This window comes from Moritella sp. F3, from assembly GCF_015082335.1.
In the GTDB taxonomy this organism is placed as follows: Bacteria; Pseudomonadota; Gammaproteobacteria; order Enterobacterales; family Moritellaceae; genus Moritella.
Genome location: NZ_BLRL01000001.1, coordinates 561,423 through 583,339 on the forward strand (window position 1 = coordinate 561,423; position 21,917 = coordinate 583,339).

At 42.3% G+C, this 21,917-nt stretch carries 22 protein-coding genes; 4 read left to right on the forward strand and 18 right to left on the reverse strand.

The window, feature by feature from the left end:
* The first annotated feature begins 36 nt into the window (after positions 1 to 36).
* On the forward strand, positions 37 to 1,245 hold the full coding sequence (locus tag JFU56_RS02460; RefSeq protein WP_198435687.1) for a multidrug effflux MFS transporter: 1,209 nt from the start codon (positions 37 to 39) through the stop codon (positions 1,243 to 1,245).
* Here the strand turns inward: JFU56_RS02460 and JFU56_RS02465 are convergent.
* On the reverse strand, positions 1,229 to 1,732 hold the full coding sequence (locus tag JFU56_RS02465; protein WP_242065810.1) for a prolyl-tRNA synthetase associated domain-containing protein: 504 nt from the start codon (positions 1,730 to 1,732) through the stop codon (positions 1,229 to 1,231). The two genes, JFU56_RS02460 and JFU56_RS02465, sit on opposite strands and share 17 nt — an antisense overlap.
* Positions 1,733 to 1,908: 176 nt before the next feature.
* Here JFU56_RS02465 and JFU56_RS02470 point away from each other — a divergent pair, with 176 nt between their 5' ends.
* Positions 1,909 to 2,385, forward strand: a complete 477-nt coding sequence (locus JFU56_RS02470) for an LEA type 2 family protein (RefSeq protein WP_198435688.1) — start codon at positions 1,909 to 1,911, stop codon at positions 2,383 to 2,385.
* Between the two features lie 128 nt (positions 2,386 to 2,513).
* On the opposite strand, the gene JFU56_RS02475 is transcribed toward JFU56_RS02470, so the two are convergent.
* Positions 2,514 to 3,725, reverse strand: a complete 1,212-nt coding sequence (locus JFU56_RS02475; protein WP_198435689.1) for a DEAD/DEAH box helicase — start codon at positions 3,723 to 3,725, stop codon at positions 2,514 to 2,516.
* A gap of 302 nt (positions 3,726 to 4,027) precedes the next feature.
* On the opposite strand from JFU56_RS02475, the gene JFU56_RS02480 reads away from it, so the two are divergent.
* Together JFU56_RS02480 and JFU56_RS02485 are read left to right on the forward strand one after the other, a co-directional pair.
* Positions 4,028 to 5,125: a YcjF family protein gene (locus tag JFU56_RS02480; RefSeq protein WP_198435690.1), complete on the forward strand. Its 1,098-nt coding sequence runs from the start codon at positions 4,028 to 4,030 to the stop codon at positions 5,123 to 5,125.
* Positions 5,112 to 6,653 carry a GTPase family protein gene (locus JFU56_RS02485; protein WP_198435691.1) on the forward strand — a complete coding sequence of 514 codons (1,542 nt, stop codon included), beginning with the start codon at positions 5,112 to 5,114 and terminating at the stop codon, positions 6,651 to 6,653. The genes JFU56_RS02480 and JFU56_RS02485 overlap by 14 nt, the downstream gene beginning before the upstream one ends.
* A 77-nt stretch (positions 6,654 to 6,730) precedes the next feature.
* Here the strand turns inward: JFU56_RS02485 and dsbD are convergent, their stop codons facing one another.
* The 16 genes from dsbD to cpaB all read right to left on the reverse strand — a co-directional run bounded on the left by dsbD (position 6,731) and on the right by cpaB (position 21,883).
* Entirely contained in the window at positions 6,731 to 8,593 is a 1,863-nt protein-coding gene (gene dsbD / locus JFU56_RS02490; protein ID WP_198435692.1) for a protein-disulfide reductase DsbD, read from the reverse strand.
* Entirely contained in the window at positions 8,590 to 9,465 is an 876-nt protein-coding gene (locus tag JFU56_RS02495; RefSeq protein ID WP_198435693.1) for an FAD:protein FMN transferase, read from the reverse strand. Before JFU56_RS02495 ends, dsbD begins: the two co-directional genes overlap by 4 nt.
* Positions 9,455 to 10,660, reverse strand: coding sequence for a DUF3570 domain-containing protein (locus JFU56_RS02500; RefSeq protein ID WP_198435694.1), 1,206 nt, complete (start codon positions 10,658 to 10,660; stop codon positions 9,455 to 9,457). Before JFU56_RS02500 ends, JFU56_RS02495 begins: the two co-directional genes overlap by 11 nt.
* Positions 10,661 to 10,732: 72 nt before the next feature.
* Entirely contained in the window at positions 10,733 to 11,425 is a 693-nt protein-coding gene (locus tag JFU56_RS02505) for a DUF4266 domain-containing protein (protein WP_198435695.1), read from the reverse strand.
* On the reverse strand, positions 11,422 to 11,886 hold the full coding sequence (locus JFU56_RS02510; RefSeq protein WP_198435696.1) for a TlpA disulfide reductase family protein: 465 nt from the start codon (positions 11,884 to 11,886) through the stop codon (positions 11,422 to 11,424). The genes JFU56_RS02505 and JFU56_RS02510 overlap by 4 nt, the downstream gene beginning before the upstream one ends.
* A gap of 53 nt (positions 11,887 to 11,939) precedes the next feature.
* Entirely contained in the window at positions 11,940 to 13,127 is a 1,188-nt protein-coding gene (locus JFU56_RS02515; protein ID WP_198435697.1) for a VWA domain-containing protein, read from the reverse strand.
* The gene (tadF, locus tag JFU56_RS02520) at positions 13,124 to 13,735 is read right to left on the reverse strand and encodes a tight adherence pilus pseudopilin TadF (RefSeq protein ID WP_198435698.1); all 612 of its coding nucleotides are present in this window, start codon (positions 13,733 to 13,735) and stop codon (positions 13,124 to 13,126) included. The genes JFU56_RS02515 and tadF overlap by 4 nt, the downstream gene beginning before the upstream one ends.
* On the reverse strand, positions 13,725 to 14,195 hold the full coding sequence (locus JFU56_RS02525) for a TadE/TadG family type IV pilus assembly protein (protein WP_198435699.1): 471 nt from the start codon (positions 14,193 to 14,195) through the stop codon (positions 13,725 to 13,727). Before JFU56_RS02525 ends, tadF begins: the two co-directional genes overlap by 11 nt.
* The gene (locus JFU56_RS02530; protein ID WP_198435700.1) at positions 14,192 to 14,998 is read right to left on the reverse strand and encodes a lipopolysaccharide assembly protein LapB; all 807 of its coding nucleotides are present in this window, start codon (positions 14,996 to 14,998) and stop codon (positions 14,192 to 14,194) included. The genes JFU56_RS02525 and JFU56_RS02530 overlap by 4 nt, the downstream gene beginning before the upstream one ends.
* On the reverse strand, positions 14,998 to 15,882 hold the full coding sequence (locus tag JFU56_RS02535; protein ID WP_198435701.1) for a type II secretion system F family protein: 885 nt from the start codon (positions 15,880 to 15,882) through the stop codon (positions 14,998 to 15,000). The genes JFU56_RS02530 and JFU56_RS02535 overlap by 1 nt, the downstream gene beginning before the upstream one ends.
* Positions 15,882 to 16,814, reverse strand: coding sequence for a type II secretion system F family protein (locus JFU56_RS02540; RefSeq protein WP_198435849.1), 933 nt, complete (start codon positions 16,812 to 16,814; stop codon positions 15,882 to 15,884). The genes JFU56_RS02535 and JFU56_RS02540 overlap by 1 nt, the downstream gene beginning before the upstream one ends.
* On the reverse strand, positions 16,814 to 18,169 hold the full coding sequence (locus JFU56_RS02545) for a CpaF family protein (RefSeq protein ID WP_198435702.1): 1,356 nt from the start codon (positions 18,167 to 18,169) through the stop codon (positions 16,814 to 16,816). Before JFU56_RS02545 ends, JFU56_RS02540 begins: the two co-directional genes overlap by 1 nt.
* Entirely contained in the window at positions 18,169 to 18,987 is an 819-nt protein-coding gene (locus tag JFU56_RS02550) for a hypothetical protein (RefSeq protein WP_198435703.1), read from the reverse strand. Before JFU56_RS02550 ends, JFU56_RS02545 begins: the two co-directional genes overlap by 1 nt.
* 2 nt (positions 18,988 to 18,989) lie before the next feature.
* A complete protein-coding gene (locus JFU56_RS02555) occupies positions 18,990 to 19,619 on the reverse strand; it encodes a CpaD family pilus assembly lipoprotein (RefSeq protein WP_242065812.1) in 630 nt (209 codons plus the stop codon).
* Positions 19,620 to 19,626: 7 nt separating this feature from the next.
* Positions 19,627 to 21,024 carry a type II and III secretion system protein family protein gene (locus tag JFU56_RS02560; protein WP_198435704.1) on the reverse strand — a complete coding sequence of 466 codons (1,398 nt, stop codon included), beginning with the start codon at positions 21,022 to 21,024 and terminating at the stop codon, positions 19,627 to 19,629.
* Positions 21,017 to 21,883 carry a Flp pilus assembly protein CpaB gene (gene cpaB, locus JFU56_RS02565; protein ID WP_198435705.1) on the reverse strand — a complete coding sequence of 289 codons (867 nt, stop codon included), beginning with the start codon at positions 21,881 to 21,883 and terminating at the stop codon, positions 21,017 to 21,019. The genes JFU56_RS02560 and cpaB overlap by 8 nt, the downstream gene beginning before the upstream one ends.
* Positions 21,884 to 21,917: the final 34 nt, after the last annotated feature.

Sequence of the window (21,917 nt, forward strand, 5' to 3'; positions counted from 1 at the left end):
ATTATCATTCATACAGCCTTAATGTACACTGATTTCATGAATATAAAAGCAGCCCCATTTAACAAAATCCCACTTGCCTTAGCCATGATGATTATTGCTACAGGACAAGTCGGTGTCAGCATTTACCTGCCTTCATTGCCGTTGATAAGCCGTGAACTTGGTGTATCTCAAGCTGATGTGCAGCAACTCGTCACTCTGTTTTTACTGGGGTTTGGATTATCACAACTTTTCTACGGCCCGCTCTCTGATGCCATTGGCCGTCGCCCGGTATTCTTACTGGGTCAAGGTATCTATTTAGTCGGGACGCTTATTTGTGTACTACTTCCAGACAGCTATACCGCACTCATTATAGGCCGGCTATTACAAGGTTTAGGTGCAGGTAGTGCATCTGTACTGGGACGTAGTGTGCTACGGGATAGCTACAGTGGCAGTCAATTAGTACAAGCGCTGTCTTATATGTCGATCACGGCCTCTATATTACCGATTGTAGCCCCTGTTGTCGGCGGTTGGGCGGCATGGCATTTCGGCTGGCAATCCGTGTTCAGCTTTGTATTATTGTATCTATCGGCTATTTTGACCCTTGGTTATTTTGTATTACCAGAAACGCTACCCCATCCGGTCACCAAGTTTAAAATTAAAGAAACAATACGAGGCTATTGGCATTTATCTCGAAACTACCAAGTGATCTCATCGGCTAGCTATAACTGGATTGGGTATTTATCAACACTGGTGTCCGTGTCACTGCTGCCTTTTTTATTACAAGAAGGATTAAACCTCAGTGCCGCAGAGTATGGCGAAGTGATGATCATTCCTTCTGCAGGATTATTAATCGGTAGCTTGATATTAAATAAATTGAATAAACGTTTCACCACCAATCAATTGATGTACTTAGCATCGAGTATCATGATGATTGCTGGCTGTTGGCTGGTCTTCAATGAGATGTCTTTAGTCAATCTTATATTTGGCTTTACCCTGTTAACAATCGCACAGGGCATCAGCTTCCCACTATCAATCAGTATGTTGCTTGCCCCGCACAGTAAACAAGTAGGTGCGGTATCTGCATTGTCAGGATCTGTGCAAATGTGTTTAGCAGGTCTTGTCGGTGGATTCTTGATTAATCACTTTATCGATAGCCAGATGAATCTTGGTCTGTTTTATTTAATCACAGGCTCATCGATTGCGTTAGTCCTCACCCACAGCCGTTACAAACAGCGGCTTGCAGCTAGTACTAAATGTTATCAATAACGCGGGCTTCATGACCAGTAGCTTGTAGGAACAAGTGACTTTGTGCTTTGGTCAATACATAGGTTTCGGTATTGATCAAAGGATGACATTGAAATGCCGTTTGCAGCCAAACATCATTATCAATGAGTAGCTCGACATGGCACTCACTATCATTATGCAGCGCCAGCAAAGATACCGAACCTGGCTTAACACCTAGGTACTTATATAATCGCTCTGCGGAAGCAAACCCTAAACGAGATACGGCCAATTGCTTAGAGAGCAGCTTTAAATCAATCTGTTTTTCTGGTGTCGTTAATAATAAAAAATGACGACGACCAGGGTTATCTCGTAAGAATAGATTTTTTATCCGTGCGCCTTCACGTTGTAAATCTAACTTATCGGCATCATCACACGTAGCTAGTGCGGCATGTTGATAAAAGAGAGGCTCAATACAGAGCTGAGTGAGTAATGCATCGAGGGACGCTTTTGTTATCATTATTTCATTCATCCAATCACAATACCTTATTTACCTTGAAACACAACCATAAATAACCCCATGAATAAACTCATGAATAAACTCATGAATAAAACCTGCTACGCTGTTGTAGCACATGCATTAAACACAAACAAAGTGGCCATTTTTTGCTATTATTATTCATTATCGGATTTAAGAAGGTAGGCAATATGTCAGTATGGAAGAGTCTGGTGATTGTATGTGTTTTGGTACTGAGCGGATGTACTAACATACAAAATTTACGCGATCTGGATGTGAGTTTAATTAAGATAGAATCGATACCATCAGCAGGGTTATCGCCCCGCTTTAACGTGCATTTATTAGTCTCAAACCCCAATGCCCAAGATTTAAATATTGAAGGGGTCAGTTTACAACTTAATGTGGCCGACAAAAAAGTCCTGTCCGGTGTATCAAACCAGATACCAGAGCTAAAGGCCTACAGTGAAACGCCAATCGAAGTACAAGCCAACGTCAATTTGTTTTATATATTCAAAGTACTCACCTCCTTCAATCAACACTCAGATGAAGGAATTAAGTATCAACTTAAAGCAACCATAGATCCGCAAGGCTTTATTCCATTAAATGTCACTAAAGAAGGTGTTTTAGATGAGGATATTTTACAAGGGCTTTCTACAATGGCTAAGTAGCACCATGACATAATGCCGTGTGGAATAAAATACTATGGTGAAAAGTAAATCGTCAGATAAAAAAATACCGCACACAATAAAGTGAGCGGTATTTTTATACTATGTTTTATACTACAGAAACCTAGTCGTTACTTTTTAACTGGACGGCGGCGACGTGGTGGCTGTGAGCGTTTTGGTACATAACCTAAGATAGAGTCAGGAATACCAACTTTCGCAACAAAACCTTCTACTTCTTTACGTTCGATAACGTGCTCTAGTAATTGTTCGATAGCGCATAAGCTGCGGAAATCATCACGAGATACCAGTGAAATAGCTTCACCCGTTGCACCAGCACGACCAGTTCGACCGATACGGTGAACATAATCCGCCGCTTCTTCAGGCAAATCGTAGTTCACTACACGATCTAAATCATCAATATCGATACCACGAGAAGCAACACCTGTCGCAACAAGTAAGCCTAGATCACCGGCTTTAAACTCTGCAAGTAACTGCTCACGCATCGCTTGACTACGACCACTGTGGAATGATTCCGCTTTGATACCGCGTTTTTCAAGCTGAGCAACTAGTTTAGCTGCACCACGTTTTGTCTCAATAAAGATTAACGCTTGCTTCCAATCGTTTTCAATAATCAAATGGCTAAGCAATGCCGATTTCACATCTTTATCAACCACTGTTAACCATTGTTCAATTTCTGGTGCAGTAGTGTTTTCTGGTTCAATCGAAATTTCTAGCGCGTAGTTAATCGCTGTTTTTGCTAAGAAACGCACTTTGTTCGATAACGTTGCCGAGAACAATAGATTTTGACGTTCTTGTGGTAAACGCTCAATGATTTTGTTGATGTCGTTAACAAAACCCATGTCTAGCATTCTATCCGCTTCATCGATAACCAATACTTCGAGTTCATCGAAATGCAGCGCTCGTTGATGGATCATATCTAATAAACGACCTGGCGTCGCAACCAGAATATCAACACCTTCGATTAGACGTTGTTTCTGTGGTTCTAGATCAACACCACCGTACATCGCCATTGATGTAAGGTGTAAATGACGACCGTATTGCTCGATATTTTCTGCAACCTGAACAGCTAATTCGCGTGTTGGCGTTAAGATCAACGCACGAATACGTTTAGCACGTAGTGTGTGTTTGTGGCTGAACATTTGTAACAATGGTAATACAAAACTTGCTGTTTTACCTGTACCTGTTTGCGCAGCCGCGATCAGGTTTTTACCCGATAAAATAGCCGGTATTGCTTTTTGTTGAATTGGAGTTGGTTGCGTGTAGCCTTGTTCAGCTACTGCTTGTGTAATTAATTTGTTTAATCCAAACTTAGAAAATGGCATTTTTGATCTCAGGTATTTGATAAATAGGTAAAATAAACTTAAATAGATAAACTGCTAAGGTTGGAATTAATAACAGTTTTATATTGGCGTGCATTCTAACACGAAGCAAGGCTTGCGGGGTAACTTAACGTTTACTGTTTTTATTTTGATACATCAACGGGTCTGTCTGCTGAATTAACTAAAGCATAAAAACCAATATCTTGAATAAATAGTTCTCAATTTATGTCATATTATGATGATAGCGCTTAATTTTAGGATTTTTCTTGTGACATTCTCTAAATCAACCAAAGAGTACATAATTTATGTTTGATGCCATTAAAGGGTTCATCAACCCAAGTAAAAACCCTGATATATCCCAAGCATTCGAATATCAAAATACGCATTTGCCAACATTATGGCTACTGGGTAAAACAGGCGCAGGTAAATCATCACTGATCCAAGCAGTGACAGGCAATAGTGACGTTGAAATTGGTAATGGATTCGAACCTTGTACCATGACATCACACGCTTATAGTTATCCTAAAGCAACGCCCCTACTCCGCTTTCTTGATACTCGCGGTTTGTCTGAGGCTGATTATGATCCTGCTGAGGATATCCAGATCAGCGCGCAACAAGGTCACGCCTTACTCATTATTGCTAAAGCCGAAGAACCAGAACAGCGTGATGTTATCAACGCCCTCAGCAAAATAAAAAAACAAGGTTCAATCAAGCAAATCTTAGTCGTACACACGGCGGTAAAACAACTTAGCGTAGATGAACAAAACAAAACAGTGCAATACAACCAGCAGCAGTTTGAAAAGATATGGGGGAGCGAAATAGCCCATGCTGAAGTGGACTTTGAGCTTACTAACGGAAAGGCGTTTGGCATACCGGCACTAACAGAAGAGCTAACTAGACTATTACCTATCATCCAGCAGTTTAATCATGACCAACAGCATGCCGATACCGAAGGTGCTAACTTTCAAAAACTAAAAACTGAAATACTCTGGTATGCAGGTGCCGCAGGTGCTGCCGATGCCATTCCAGCTGTTGGTCTTGTCGCGGTACCAAGCATGCAAGCAAAAATGCTCCACAGCTTGGCAAATCAATACGGCGTCGATTGGGATAAACAAGCATTTGCAGAGTTTATCGGTACCTTAGGATCGGGGTTTGCCTTTCAATATGCGTCCAAGCTCGGTATTCGCCAATTAGTAAAACTCATTCCCGCTTATGGGCAAACCATAGGCAGTGCATCCGCTGCTGTAATTAGTTTTGCATCAACCTATGCCATTGGCCGCGCGGCTTGCAAATACATGTATCACAAGAGTAAAGGCGAGGCAGTCTCGAATCAAGATATGCAGAATATTTACAAAGACGCATTAGCAAATATTAAAGAGGTAGCGAAAAGTGAAACGCGTTAAAAATAGCTTAACCCAATTAGACAAGCTTTCAAGTGGCGTCACAGCCGTGCTTACACTTGCCATACTATTACCGGTACTAGTACTGTGTGGTTTTGGTTTATATGCCATTATCCAATATGGTTACACCCTACACTTTGCCATTGCACTGGTCGCTAGTTTTCTCTTATTCTATATCCCACTGCTGTTGCTACGCCGTAAAGCCAACGTCAAAGTCGCGGCACAGGCTGTAAATGAAGACAGTCTCGTTCAAGCCTCAGCTGACTGGTCCGATGCCGAAAATGCCATTTGGCTACGTCTTAATGAAAACATTGAAGCACAATTAGCCGAAGATGATGCATGGGGATCATTAAAAAGCCACGGTTTAGTTATTGCTAACGCGACAGCACAAGCATTCTCACGTGGTGACCTACAATTCTCGGTCACAGACGGTTTAAAGCTGCTGGAAGAAGTAAGCAGACGTTATCGTGTAACCCTCAAAGAAAACGTGCCTTTTGTTGAGAGCATTAAAGTCTCACACCTCAAGTTTATTTTTGACCATCAAGACAAAATAGAAACCGGTAAACAAGCAGCCGACTTAGTCAGTAAAGCTTATCGTGTCTATCAATTTATCAACCCCATTGCGGCTGTCACCAAGGAAGTCCGCAACAAGTTGCTCGGCGATATAGCTGGTAATGTCGGCGATAATTTACAACTCAATATGAAACGCGCATTTTTGCAAGAAGTGGCAGCCGTCTCCATTGATTTATATAGTGGCCGCTTTTCGATTGAAGACCAAGACATCAAGAAAAGTACTATTGCAGTAGAAGATGAACAAAGTGAACCTAAGCCACTAGAGCCTTTACGCATTGCCGTTATCGGACAAATTAGTGCGGGCAAATCATCGCTGATAAACACCATTAAAGGCGCGCTTGATGCTGAAGTTAGCGCACTCCCCTCCACGAACGCGGTGAATGTTTATAGCTGCGCAATTGGGGATATAGAAGTTCTTAATTTAGTTGATTTACCGGGACTAGATGGTGGTGAAAAGACCAATAAAACAGTACTCAAACATGTCACGAATGCAGACATGGTACTGTGGGTGTTAAAAGCCAACCAATCATCACGCCAACTTGATCGCCAATTCATGCTCAGCTTAGAAGATTTTTATGCGCACAAGGATAACTTACACCGTAAAAAGCCGCTTATCACCGGTATTTTAAACCAGGTCGATAAGTTAAAGCCATTAGCGGAGTGGTCTCCTCCGTATGATTTAACCCAAACCGATTCAGCCAAAGTTGATACCATCAATAAAGCCATCGAGTACAACAAAAAGTTACTTAATTTCGATCGCATCATTCCGACGTCGTTTTCAGCAGAATTGCAAACATGGGGACAAGAAAGCTTAGAACAACTGATTGCCAATAATGTCGATGACAGTATTAATGTGCAACGTAATCGACAACGCTTAGAGAGTGGCAATACCACCGTATCGGCACAATTTAAGCGAGCCTTCAACGGCGGTAAAAGCCTATTTAAAAACATGCTCTAATCCAAGCAAGGTAAGTCGTCGATATGACTGAATAACCATATCGACGACACTAAAACATAAGATCAGCATCTAGCTTACTAACTCACAGGCGCAGTAGCTGAGACCAATTCAAGGTGCGCCAAAAACTGCTGTTTATCCATTTCACCGACAACGCGTAATTGTTTCAACTCCTGACCATCGGCATCAAAGAACAACATACTTGGCGGACCAAATAATTTAGCTTGCGCCATCCATTTTGATTGCGCTGTCGTATTGTCAGTAATATCAAACTTCATAGCATTAATAACTGCCATGTTAGCGACTACTTCTGCATGCGAAAATACCTGCTTATCCATCACTTTGCATGACGTACACCAGTCTGCGTACAGATCCACCATAGTCACCGTTTTAGGCGCAGGTAAGTTATTAATCGCAGTTTCAATTTTAGCTACCGACGCTGTTTTCATAAATAACGGTTGTGAACCTTGCTCAGTTCCCTTATTCATCACATCACGCTGGGTAATATACTGCAGTGGGTCAGCCATATCATCAGCCCCCGTCACCACACCAATCATGAGCATTGCGCCATAAACCAAGGACACAAACACCACCACGTGACGTAACCACAATCGACTTACTTGTATATCAGCCACATTATGGATATACATCGCACAGCTGATAATCAACAACGCCCATAATCCGAGTGTCACCGACGGTGCTGCAAAGCGGCTAATAAGTAAAATAGCAATCGCCAATAACATCACGCCAAAACCTTGTTTAACGCGGATCATCCAAGGGCCACTACGCGGTAAGAATTTCCCGCCTGATGTACCAATAATAACTAACGGAACACCCATGCCTAACGCCATTACAAATAATACACCACCACCGAATAACCAGTCCTGTGTGGTCGATACATATAATAATGCGCCCGCTAAAGGTGCAGACACACAGGGTGAAACAACGAGGGCAGAGATCGCGCCCATCATGAACACGGTAAATACCTTCCCTCCAGATAGTCGTTGTGACTGGTTATTTAACGCCACCTGTAATCGAGACGGTAATTGCAGTTCATAAACCCCAAACATGGCTAAAGCGAGTAAGACAAATAGTCCCGCAAAAATCACCAACAACCAGGTCTGTTGCATCGCAGCTTGTATATTAATCCCTTGACCCACTGTCGCCATCAATACGCCAATCATGGCATAACTCGATGCCATGCCAAGCACATACGCTAACGAAATATAAAAGCCTTTCCACCCAGTCATGCCATCACCTTGACCACCAATAATACTCGATAAAATCGGGATCATCGGCAATACACAAGGCGTAAAAGCAAGGCCTAAACCGAGTACGAAGAATAATAACAATGCTTGAGCACGCCCCGTACCTGCCAGCATGCTAGCCAAACCTTGGCTGTCATTCCCGCCGTCGTTAACAGCCGCCACTAACGAGCTACTAGGTGTAGTATCAATCGCACTTACATTAATCGTTTTACGTTGTGGTAAATAACATAAGCCACTATCGGCACACCCTTGATAACTAACCTTCACATTACCGCTGCCAGTGAAAGGTAACGTGACAGTTAACGCTTGATGGTAAACTTTTACTAGGCCAAAGTTAGGATCTTGTTTCTGCTCTGCAACCACCGAAAATTGCGGCTTAGCCAAACTAATGTCGCCATTGAGTTCATCATTAATAACTTTAAACGAAAAGCGTTTATGGTAAAGGTAATAACCCGCTTGAGTCGCAAAGTTAAGCACCAGTTTATCGCCATCACTATCTCGTGAAATGTGAGAGGTAAATGGAAATGCCTCGTTTACCGTTAAAAATTCGGCCTGTGTATTACTGTTCGCCTGCGCCAAAGTTGATACGCAGACACTCATGAGTAACATCAGGAAAATAACGCACTGTGCTACAACCTTATTTATCTGTTGCGATGTTTTTAAAAATAACTTCATAGTAATAAAAAATCCGTATTTTGGTGAACATTTAATTGTTCATCTACGAGTGCAAAACCAATCTCTTCAGGAACAGTTAAACGAGGATTAATTGTTAATGCCGTACTCATGATCCCAGCTTGTAAAGCCGTGTCTGCGACAACTGTGACGGAGATAACCTGTTTATGAGTATCCTGCGAAGCCAGAATGTGCGAACTTTCCTGATCAGAAAATTGCTGCCGCCTTGCATAATGCGCCGATGTTGTCAGCGCTTGATTACGCAACGGTAAGGCAAACAACGCCTGCGCTTGATCATGGGGATTAATCACGCCAACAATGAAATCATCGCCATCCGCCTTCTTACCTGCAACACGAATATCCCCGCCAAAGTTAATGAGCACGCCACTGCTTGATGCTGATGCGATCGCCAGCGCTTGATCAACAGCGACTTCTTTAATTACGCCACCAAGATCTAACTGAGTAAGCGGAAAATGTAAGAGTAAGCAGTCATCCTCAATCTCCCATGCACTCAACCCCATATAAGGCGCCGCATCTTGATATATTTGCTCTCGTGTTAACGTACTACGCGGTAATAACGCTTTCACAGTGCCAACAGTAATATCAAAAATACCCTGCGTTAACGCACTATAATCATGCACCTTGGTTAAAATATCGCGAGTTTCAGCATCAATCATGACGCGCTTACTCTCTCGCTGATTAATCAAAATAGTCAACATTGACGTTGCTGAATAAAAGTTAAACTTGTCCTCCAATCGCTTGGTATTGGCTTCAATATCACGTGTTATTTTCGCTGCATTAGCAGCAATCAAAGTCACTTCACAAGGCACTGTCATCGCCATGAAATGATGTGTATAAGCGCGTTTAGTAGTCATAAGTCACTCCCACAGCCCACCAATTACTGGCATAACCATTACTTTGTTCGTAATAAGCGGCCAATGCATTCATGCGCCATTTAGACGACAATTTAATACTTGCCCCGAGTTCATAGGTATTCGCATTAAAATCACCTAGGCGAATATCTGACGTTGCATACCCTGTTGACGCAAATGTTGGATCAGCCGCCTTAGGATCAATAAAGAAATTAGCCCCTTGCTGGGTGTACCAAAAATAACCTGGCGCAAACGTTAACCAGTCAGTGACTTTGACACTCATTTTACCGCCAACTTGATGCGACATAACGCCCCAATCATCAGTAAAGAATTTATAACGAGGACGAACAACAACGCTGTCGTTAATGCTATAGAATGTTTGCAAGTTTACACCACCAGAAATACGGGTGTCTGGACGTGAATCTTGCCCTAAAAATACCTCATCATCCCCAATGGAACCATCACCATCAACATCTACTTCACGCAATACCGTTAAATAATGATTACTTAAATAACCCGTTTTATAGCCACCATAAGCCGTGAAAATGGCATATAGATTAGGCGTGAATACTTGTGACATCCCCACTTCCATACTCGAAGTGAAAATATCTTCCCATGCTTGGGCATTCCCCCCATTTTGATATGCTTGGAATGCGAGAGTCTGATCAGTCAGTATCGAACCACCAACACTAAACGAGCGGTTTTTAGTACTGTCGGTATAAAACAGCGCTTTTGCATTCGCGCCCATGCTTTTGTAATCTTCCTCTTGCGAGTAGTTTACGCCTGCAGTCCATTCATCACGGTCTTTATCACGGTAAGTCACATTGGTTGACGCTGAATAACGCGTATCCTCTAATTCAACAGGGCGTATTTCATAATTGCCTCGGTAAGGATCATAACCAGCGCGAATAACTTCCGAGGTCATATCCTGAGCATCTTGCGTGATCTTATCGTGCGAGCCTGATGACGGCGTCGTCGCAACCCATGCAGGAGAAGCGCCAGAGACGGTGTCGTAACCGAATTCAGCCGTGATAGTCCAATCTAAACCGATATTTTTTTCCAATGATAAAATGTTGTCTCCGGCTTTCACTTTATCGCCATACTCTTCAAAGTTCATATGGTGGATCGAGATATGGTCTGCAGCAGAAACGGATCCAGCAACAAGGCCAAGTAGGGTTAATGGTAATTTTATATTCATTATTTTATTCATCTTTAATTAGTTAAAACAGTTACTACAACAAATTCAATTTACAGTCTTCGATGTGGACACCTAGTTACAGCCACAACCACCGCCGCCAACGCCATTACCACCAATAGAACCCTGTTTATAGGCAAATACTTTCTCAGAAAAAACATCAAATTCAGGCACCTCACCTCCAGGTTTCATGGCCTTTTTCGCCAATGTGCCTTTTTGCCATGGCTTAACTGGTTTCACACTAAACCAGTCACTTATTGCAGAGAATAATGACGCTTCTTCCAGCTCTTCACTCGCTTCTTGGCGGGCTAATGCGCGGGTGTTTAAAATGGGATTCTCCGGTACCGTTGTTGGCATAATCGGTGGTGCTATAAGAACTGGAACTCGAACTGGTGCTGCTGGTGCTGCAGCAACCTCCGCATCAAGCCTCGGCGTTATCTTTAATGGCAAAGGCTTAATGACAGCAACTTGTTTGGCTTTAATTTCTGAGCTTACAGCCGGTTCCGTGATCACCAATTCAGGTTGCAATACCGTAATATGTGACACCTCCACAGGCGCTATCAGGACGGCTTTAGGTTCATTTTCGAAAGGCTTAACCTTCACAGGAACCACAGATGATTCGACGATGGAGACTGATTGCTGGCCTTGGTGAACAACGCGAGAAACCGACTCTTCGATTTGAACAACTTCAGCTTGCAGACTAAAACTAGCTATAAATAACGACGAAGATAACAAGGTTAAAGGTGAATAATGTTTCATTGACTTCATTTACTTAACCCCATCGCTTTTAAGTCACTCATAACGACGTCACCTATGTGGTTAATCGCACCATAACGTACCTTAAGTACTTGCCCTTGATAAACGTAATACAAAGCAGGCATACCAATAGGTTGGAAGTCATCAACTAGGGTTTGTTTATCGTCATTTACGACCCTAAAATTGAGCCCGAGAGATTGTTGAAATGCAATCCCAACAGCCATGTCCTCATCAACATCAACGCCGACAACATCAACCCCTAATGCACTTAATTCGGGGGTAAGTTCATTCACTTCCGGTAATTCCGCACGACAAGAAACACACCATTCGGCAAAAAAATCAATCAGCGATACACGGTTTGGATCTAATCCTAATTGCGCCTGTGCAGATGCTGATAACATCTCACCTTCTTGATAAGCATGCGCCTGGCTGGACAATAATAATGTGAACACTACAAGCCACTTTTTAAACATAACTACCTCTAATATAATAAATAAAACATTTCTTAAAACTAAAAGCTTAAAAACTACTGACCCAATACGAGCCTAGGATTAGATTCAACCTTAAGCGCATTCTTAAAATAAACCGCTAGTTCTGCGCTATTGTTAGCATCAAACACCGCATCTGGGCGATTTGCACATTGTTGAAATTGCTGGATACGGCGAGCAGAAACACCAAAACCAATAAAACTCACTTCAATATTTAAGTTCTGTTGGATCTCGTCACATAAACCCGCATTCATTAAGTCATCAAAATGCCCTCCGCCGTTATCATCGCCGTCGGTAAATAAAATTAACCGTTGGGTCAGTCCCGAAGATGTCACAGGCGTAATCTTCCATTCCTGCTGCCATTTTTCAGTAAGCGTTCTAACGCCCCAAATAAAGCCTTGGTAAGATGCAGTAGTACCACTGGTACTTAACCTGTTAACATAATTAATAACGTTATTGAGATCGTTGGTAAGCGGTAAAATAAATGCAGAGTGACTACAACGGTCTAACCAAGGTCCTGGTGTAACCTCGTTGAAATCCAGGCTCTTGGGTGATGAATTTAACGATTGCACGGTTTTATCGGCATCAAAATTACCACTGCGATAGGCTAGACCATCAACACATTTAGGGCTTGCTTTAGAGCTAGGAAGCCAAGGTGCTGCAGTCACCCCCACACCAGTTTGAAAAGGCACAATAGAAAAACGAACTTGGTTATTACTTGGGTCAATGTCGCTTATCACATCGGTAATGATTCTTTTTAACTCAGGTAGATCCGATCCCATCGAACCTGAAATATCCAGAACGAGTGAAAAATCGGTCGGTTTTAGAATTACGTTTTCCACTAATTTGGAGCTAGATCCGCTATTTGATGCGACCAGGCTTGAACTATCAACTTCAACTGGCAGTAATTTATCCATTGCTGGCTTAAAACGATATTGCACTGATATTTGACAACCATTACTCCCCATTGAGCGGACACTATTATCAAATACAGGCAGCACAAAACTAGGACGGTAATAATTTAAAATACCGTCAATAACAGTTGGCTTATCACTTTGTTGATACGTGCAGGCAAGCCCTGCGGCTTCTGCGGCTTGACCCGTTCTAATCACAACTTGACTGTACATCGAAAAAAACACCGTCATGGCTAATAAGCTCATAATCGCAGGTAATATAAACGTGAATGTGAGTGATATAGCACCACGTTGACGTGATATGGACATCATATTTTACGCCCTATTAATAACGCCGAACTTTGATAATAACGGTCGCTGAAGCTACGTATAAATAGAGGTGTAATACCATTACCAAAGCTCTCGATACCCTTAATACACAAGGTGACTTGAAATAATTCAGCCCGCTGTCCAGCATTTATTCCGGGCCTTGTACCTAGGGGTGATAAATCCTTTAATGATGATAATGGCGTAGCCGCGTCACATTCTACCCCTCTATTTAAAGAGTACGGTTTTGAGATTTTTGTTGAAGGATCAAAGACCAGCCTTTCAACTTGGAGTCCAATATCAGCTGACGATTCAACAATTAAATTGTTGAAATGCCGCTGTGCAACTTGAAATAATGAATCCGCTACTTGATCCGAAATGACACCTGGAGTAGCAGGACTTGAAGCTGGTTTATTCATGCCATTATCACATTCAGCACAAGCCACAATTGATGTCAGTGAATAAGCTAACGCATTAAGTTGGTTCTTTTGATTGATCCCTTGGTTTACCTTTATGACAAATAAAACAAGGATAACCATGACTAATGTAATGATAGGGAATTCGATGACACTACTGCCACGCTGAGCTGCATAGAGTCTGCGTTTACTTCGCATAATTAGCACTCCGCTCTACAACCACTAACGTCGTGCGTTTAAAGTTTGATAAACGCTCAAAGCTATCAGAAAATCCTGCAACAAATAGCGCTTTATACGGATAAACCAAGGTAAATTCAGCGAAATCTTGTCCGTCAAAGTTAGCCACAAAATCATCATTTTGTAATGCCGCCAAACTGGTAAAATAATGGGCTTGAACAGTGATGTCGTTACCATTCAATAATGGTAATTTTTGTTCTGACAAGGTTAATTGTAATTTATCGGTTAAATCTTCACGCGAATGTTCCGCAACTAACTCTCGCGTTGCTGAAGATAAGGCCACATCAACCATACTGCTCACCATCATAAAGCGGCTAATTTCGATCAATCCCAACAGCAATACAAAAAATGGTACAATTGTCACTGCAAATTCAATACTAACGCCACCTTGCTGACGGTTTCTCATGTTAGACAAAATCATTGCTTAACCTGCTCTGTCAATAACGATTCTTGCTGTAACTGGCCTTGATAAAGCTGCTGATAATAAGCAAGGTTATTTTCTAATTCAGCTTTCGTTAGATCTTGTTTTGCAATTGTTTCTGCAGCTTCAACATCGCCCTTCATAGCAAAGGCCAAGGCCAAATTCTGACGGCTTTTAGACGTCGAACTACCACGTAAATAATGTGAATAAAGCACATCGATACCCTGCTGTGGTTGCCCATCTAAGATCCAGGCGAGTGCTAAATTATTACGGTATTCTAAATTGTCAGGTGCATTAGCAAGCGCACCCGTGAACGCAGTTCTTGCTTGAGGGTAGTCCTTAAACAAGGCGTAATTAATGCCTAAACTGTTTAATGCTTTAGCATCTTTAGGTAATAATTCAGCCGCTTTTTTTAAATCTAAAATAGCTCCCTCTAAGTTACCTAAACCTTGCTGTGCATTGCCTCTTTCACGTAATGTTTGAGCATATATAACAGATGACTTATTGGTATCTGCTAATATCAACGCCTGTGCTTGATTAAGATAATGCAGTGCTAAATCAAATTCTGACATTTGGTTATAAGCAGTCCCTATCGCTAACAACAGCTCGGTATCGTTTGGTTGCAAATCGAGTTGCTTACGATAAATAGAGATCGCACTGTCTGGTCGGCCACTATCAAGAGCCAACTGTGCCAGCTCACGATCTGAGTGCATTTCTTCGGCTTGGCTTAATTGATTAGTGCTACAGCCAGATAACATCAGCAAGCCAAACATAATAAATACTTTCGCCAGTGACTTTCTCATCACATGCCTCCAAGGCTATCTAATAATGCGATGATCGTTGGTGCAACAATCAGTACAACCACAGGTAGCATGATTAATACCACCACAGGTAATGACATTTTCGCGGGGATCTTACCGACTCTCTCTTCTAGACGTAAATATTGATATTGACGGCTGTCACTGGCGATTAAACGCATCGTGGGTGCGATCTTACTGCCATATTTTTCGGCTTGAGATAAAGCGATAACCATGTTTTCAACTTCCACTAAACCCGTTCTTTCGGCCAAATTATTTAATGCCATAATACGAGAATCCAATAAACGTAACTCCGCTTCAGTGATTAACCATTCACGTGATAATTCGGGTGTAACGGCTATCATTTCACGGCCAACACGTTGAAATACGGCTTCCAAGGTTAAACCTGATTCGACACAAATAACCATTAAATCAAGCGCATCAGGTAACGCTAGCGCAATACGGTAATTAACCGTGCGGGCGCGCCATTTCAACCATTGTTCAGCTACAAGTCCACCAGAAATAGCAAAGATCAAGGTCTTAGCTATGGCGAATTTATCGGTATCAAAATCGACATACCATTGCCACGCAATCGCGCTAATCAGCATTAAACTTAATTTGCACAATAAAAACGTCGCGCTTGCTCTTGGGCCATGAAACCCGGCTTTAACCAATAATGCGCTAATATCAGGCGCGACAGTTAAACGGCGTAACCAGTCAGTTTTTGACGCTGATTTACTTAAACCAAGGGACGAATATTGCTGCTGTGCCGATAATAATAGCAGTCGTTTTAACAGGAGCTCACGACGCTGTGCAGGAACACTAAATAACAATGCCATAACCGCGCCAGTAATAAGCAAAGTAACGGCAATCCATAAAGATAAAGACATTAAGCTCTCACCTTCGTTAAAAAATGAATAATAGCGAAACCAAGAACCATACTGGTAAGCACATAACCTAAGACTAAATGCCCGCTAGGGTTTTGAGTTAACGTCATAAATGCACTGGGATTTTTAAAGAACATTACCGAGATAAGGACGACTGGCAAGCTTGCTAAAATAGCGGCAGTCATGCGCGGTTCGGCAGTTAAGCTTCTGATTTTCATCTTAATAGCTGCATTGTCATGCACCGTTCGACTCAAACTATGTAGAACCTCACGCAGCTGACCACCATTCTCTTCGTTTAAAATTAATGCCACGCTAAAGAAATGAAAACTCACATAAGGCAAACGAATACGCGCCTGCTTTAGCGCTTGCTTTAGGCCAATACCAATTTCTAATTTATCGCGGATCAAACCAAACTCTCGCCCCAATATCCCTTGTTGATAATCCGCTATTTGAGCGATAGCTTGCGGCACTGAAATACCTGCCGACACCGCCCGTGACATTTGGCCTAACACTTGTGTGAAGCCAGCATTAAATTCACTATGTTGACGCACAGTCATGATCCAATAGCTCACAGCCAAAATCGATAAGATAACAATCGCAATAATCATCATTCTCATTGAAGGCGTAAAAAAAGGTAACGTAAACCAGACAACAACAGCCAAAATCGCTAACAATAGTTGTAGAACACGCTTAGCTTTACGGTCAAATAAGGCGTCTATACGCGCTTTCAGATCGTGACAATATTGCAATAAAGGGCTCGTTTTTTGCGCCCAATGAAATAAAGTTGACGTCGCTTTACTATCCGCACTATTCACTGCTGATATTGAACTTAACCGACGCTTTAATACCTGTCGTTGGCGCTGATACTGTAAGGCTTTGTAACTACTAAACACAAACATAATCAATAACAACAGGCCTGTCACCATGACTGACATCATCGTACTCCCATGGCTTGTTTCAACTGAGATTCAAGTTGGTAGTAACGCGCCTTTTCACTAAATCGCGGCAATATTTTAGTGGATAAAAACTCGCCAACAAGATCGCCATTAACGCCCATTTGCTGATAATCAAAATGGAACAAATCATGAGTAAGATATTGATCGCCTTCAAGGCCGACTACTTCGGTAATATTAACCACTCGACGTTTACCGTCTCGCATACGCTCCACTTGCACAACAACATCCAAGGTGCTGGCTATCTGGCGGCGTAAAGCAGACACAGGTAAATTAACCTCTGCCATTAACAACATGTTTTCTAAACGGATTAACGCATCGTGCGGTGTATTGGCATGCAGCGTTGACATAGAACCATCATGGCCAGTATTCATCGCCTGCATCATATCAAACGCTTCAGCGCCACGGACTTCACCTAAAATAATTCGGTCAGGACGCATCCGCAATGCATTACGTAACAATTCACGTTGGCCAATGGCTGCAGCGCCTTCGATATTCGCAGGTCTTGTTTCAATGCTCACCACATGTGGTTGCTGTAATTTTAATTCTGCAGCATCTTCAATCGTAATAATGCGTTCATCAGGTGAAATACCAAACGACAACGCATTCAGTAATGTTGTTTTACCTGCACCGGTACCACCCGAAATCAGAACATTAACTCGGGAACGAGCAATAATATTCAGCACACTCGCCATATCAGACGACATGGCACCGAGCGCTGCAAGTTGCTGCAAGCTATGTTTTTGCTCATTAAATTTACGGATAGAAATACACGTACCATTTAATGCCAATGGTGGAATAAGCACATTCACACGGCTGCCGTTAGGTAAACGCGCATCAACCATCGGCGTTGTTTCATCAACACGGCGACCTATACGGCTCACTATTCGGCGCGCTAAATTCAATACATGCTCTTCATCGCGAAAATGAACATCTGCGCGTTTGACCTTACCGCGATATTCAACGAATACCTCTCTATGACCATTAACCATGATGTCTGTTATCTCAGGATCATCCATTAACACTTGTAAAGGACCCAACCCCAGCATTTCATCAACAAGGCGCTGGCTGATATTACGCTGTTCAGTACCCCCAATTGGAAATTGCTGGCGAGCAGCAATATCACCGACGGCTTCAAACGTGCGTACTTCAAGTTCTTCAGGCGTCAGCGTGACAACGACTGCAGGAGCAATGATCGCCATTATTTCTTGTTGGATTACACGAAAACGTTGCTCTTCAACATTACTACTCGGTGTTACGTCCGCAACATCTGTGGATACAGATAATGTCAGCAATGACTCAGCTGGCGTCAGTGTTACTGTATTAGTTCCAAACATCACGCCCCCTTACGCCAGCGAAACACACTAGACTTTGATTCTTTTGATTCACCGTTAATAACAGCAACCAGTTTTTTCAATGCTTTTGCACTGCGGCTTTTTTGATTAATAGCCAATAAGCCGAGCGCATTACCTGTCCGCATATCCTCTGGAGAATACGGGATTTCAACATCCAATTTACGGTTTAAAGTCGCCGCAACATCATTAGCCGTAATTAAAGATTGTGCTTCGGGTTTCGTGTGATTAAGTACCACTATCGTGCGAGTCGCTAATGAGCCCGTCGATGCTAATTTCGTCAATAATTGATTGCTACTGCGGATCGATGCCAATGTTGGTTCAACAATCACCACACGAATATCACTGCGATTTAACGTTTCAAAGCCCACTTTATCGCGTAAGCAGAATGCAGGAATATCCCAAATAACATGGTTTGCTTGTTCTAGGCAAAAGTCAGATACTTTATCCATACTTGCAACATCTGGCCAAAAATGCAGTTCAAAGCCAGATGCATAACCGGTAAATAGATATAAATCATCATTAACCTTAACCCCGCTACGTTGATAGATAACAGGCTCTAAGCGGTCTGGGAATTGCAGCATTTCTAGCAATGCGTTGTTCGCTTGTACACTGAATTGTAAGTCTAAATCACCAGTCAAAAAATCAAGGTCTGCACAAGCGACACTGCTCTGACTCCGTTGAGATAAACCCCAAGCAATATTGGCGATTAACGAGGTAGTACCAGCGCCACCTTTGGCACTCACGACTGCGATCTTATTACGTTTTACATCACTATTCGCGATTGGATTAGACGCTTGCATAATTACAGCCCTCCTAAGCTAGACGAAATACTACTGCTGTTATTTTTATCTGCTTGTTCGCTATTGCTGGTCGTTGGCTGATAATAAGTATCCACTCTTGATACAGCTTTACGGCCCTCTGTTGCATCGAGCGTACGCCCAACAGCAAGGTCTCTTGGTGTTGCAACCATTTGCGCTAAAGCGCTAGCATTAGCGCAACCAAAGTTAGGACTCGATTTGAATTCATTTAACACACTGTGTTTCTGCTTCCCTGCAACACAATGCGGTACAAGGCTACGATAAGATTCAACGAATAGGGCTACATCAGCGACCGTCGATGTTTCACCCGCTTCGCTCGTTACCTGAGATGGATATACACCAGCCTGTTTTAACAATGCCGTTAATGCAGGTACCGCACTAGCGCCTTTGTTGCTATAAGTGGCTATTTTTATTCGTAACGCTGACAAATCACCACGTTGATAAATAAATTCATTCAACGCGGCTTGATCACTTTGTGATAATCCCTTTTGATCCAGTTGTAACGCTATTTTGTGCGTAACCGCTTCTACTTGAACTTCTGGTTGACGCTGTACAGAATCAATTGCACAAGCACTCAACAAACCACACATTATTAATATCGAAAATATCCGCATAACTACCTCAGTAATAAAATCCGTTATCGCCAAGCAGTCGCGGTTGGCGATTGTCAGTACGATCTTCATTGGCTGTTGAACTTGTTGTTTGTTTTTCTATTGGCCACGCTAATAACCGTTCAACATCACTCATCGGGATCAAACCATCTGTTGGCAACGCGAATGTGTCAGAACGAGTCGGTTGCACTAAATAAGCCGTCGCAATAATAATGAGTTCCGTTTCTTCACGTTGAAATTCAGTTGAACGGAATAGCGCGCCAAGTACTGGAATATCACCCAACAATGGCATTTTTTGTAACTGCTCAATATCTTTTGATTGCAATAACCCACCCAATGCAAAGCTTTGACCACTGGCCAGTTCTACCGTCGTGGCAGCGCGGCGCGTCACAAACGTAGGGAATGAAGAACTACCTCCCTGTCCGCCAATTTGCACGCTTGTTTCCGAAGAGACAGTGCTTACTTCAGAAAATACTTGCAGGCTAATTTGGTTAGCACTTAATACCGTCGGTTTAAAATCAAGCTTCACACCAAACTGTTTATACTCAACAGACGCAGTGTCGTTATAAACCAAAGGTAGTGGGATCTCGCCACCAACAAGAAACGAAGCTTCTTCACCACTCATCGCAGTTAAATTAGGTTCTGCGAGTACTGACATCATGCCGTTAGTTGCCAATGCATCAACAATTACCGACAAGTCAGCCCAACCTGCAGGGTTAACCCCCCCAAGTTTGCCACCGTAATTATCTAAAAAGGCAAATGTACCAGTACCAAAACCTTGTGAACCCCATTTAATGCCCAGTTTGTTAGACACTTTACGAGAGACCTCGGCAATACGAATACGTAAATTAACTTGATTTGGCATGGTGACTTGTAATTGATTGATCAATTCATCGTCATCCGTCTTAGCGACTGGTGCGGCAGCAGGTGCGCCAGCTTCCGCGCTAGCACCTTGTTGAATCTCACTTGATTTTGCTAATGCAGAGACATAACCTTCAGATAAACGAACTATCTTTTCCGCCATGCTGGCTGTCGGTACTTGCCCTTTTAAAAACAACTTACCGGCGGTTGATTCGGCGTTAAATAATGCATCAGGAAATTCATTATGAATTAGATCGTTAAGCTCTATGACATTATGATTTACCTTCACTGTCGCTGAATAAATAACGTTTTCTTTAGCATCCAGTACATACAAAGATGTACTCCCTGTTTTTTTACCGAACACCATGATCTTGGTATTGGTTAAAGTTTGGTAATCGGCAATACCACTACTCGCGATGAAAATAGACTTAGCAGTACTTGGCAGCACCACTAATCGCGCTTTGTTTAATACCACATCTAAAGTCTGCGCTTGTAATACTGTGCTCAGTAGTAATAACGACAATGCGCTCACTAATTGTTTAATCATTTTCGTTTCCAGCATTATTCATCACTCGTTTTTCTTTAGCGCGAAATTCAACTAAACCTATATCCGGTTGGACTTGTTTAATTGCAGGTAAAATATCATCGACATTGATAGCTGCGATTGCTGCATTATCTGTATCTAAGTTGTTTTTACTGCGTAAGACCATCGACAATGTACCCAGTTGATTTGCTAACGTAATTTGATTTGCTTGTGTCGGTGAAACTTCTAGCGTCACGGTACTATTATCTGGAAGTACGCCTTTATTGTTTTTTTGCTTTTCCATATAACGCGTAAGCAGTAAGGCATCATTAAATGCCAACACTCGGACCTTCTGCGCGATAGTTTTAACGTATAAACTTTGGGTTTCATTACCACGAGAACGAAGTTCTTGCTCTTTTGATGCCAGCAGTAATACATCAACATGATCACCAGGACCAATTAAGCCAGAGTTAGCCGTTACTTGATCAACAGGTACTGAAACTGCACGATAACCGGGACGTAACATCACCGACAAAAAACCACCTTGTTCAGGTTTCAAAAAATCTGACGGGCTTAATATTTGTCCTGCGACAAAATCATCCGCAGCTACGGTATTTTTTAATGTCGACATTAAAAATGTGGCTTTATCAATAAAATCGATACGGGCACTAAGATCCTGTTCATTGACCGTTTTCCAGGCAAATAACGAGGCGCTATAAGGACGACCAATAGCGATATTTTGCGTGGTAACAAGTACTTCATAATTCTTAACTACATCCTGTTTAGACGTGCTTTTTACTGGCGCCGACAAGCTGAAAAATAGCCAAATCAACCCAAGTAAAGACGTACAAACAGACAGATAAACTAAACGTTTTGCATGCATAATTGTTACTTCTATTAATACGGCCGAAACCGTA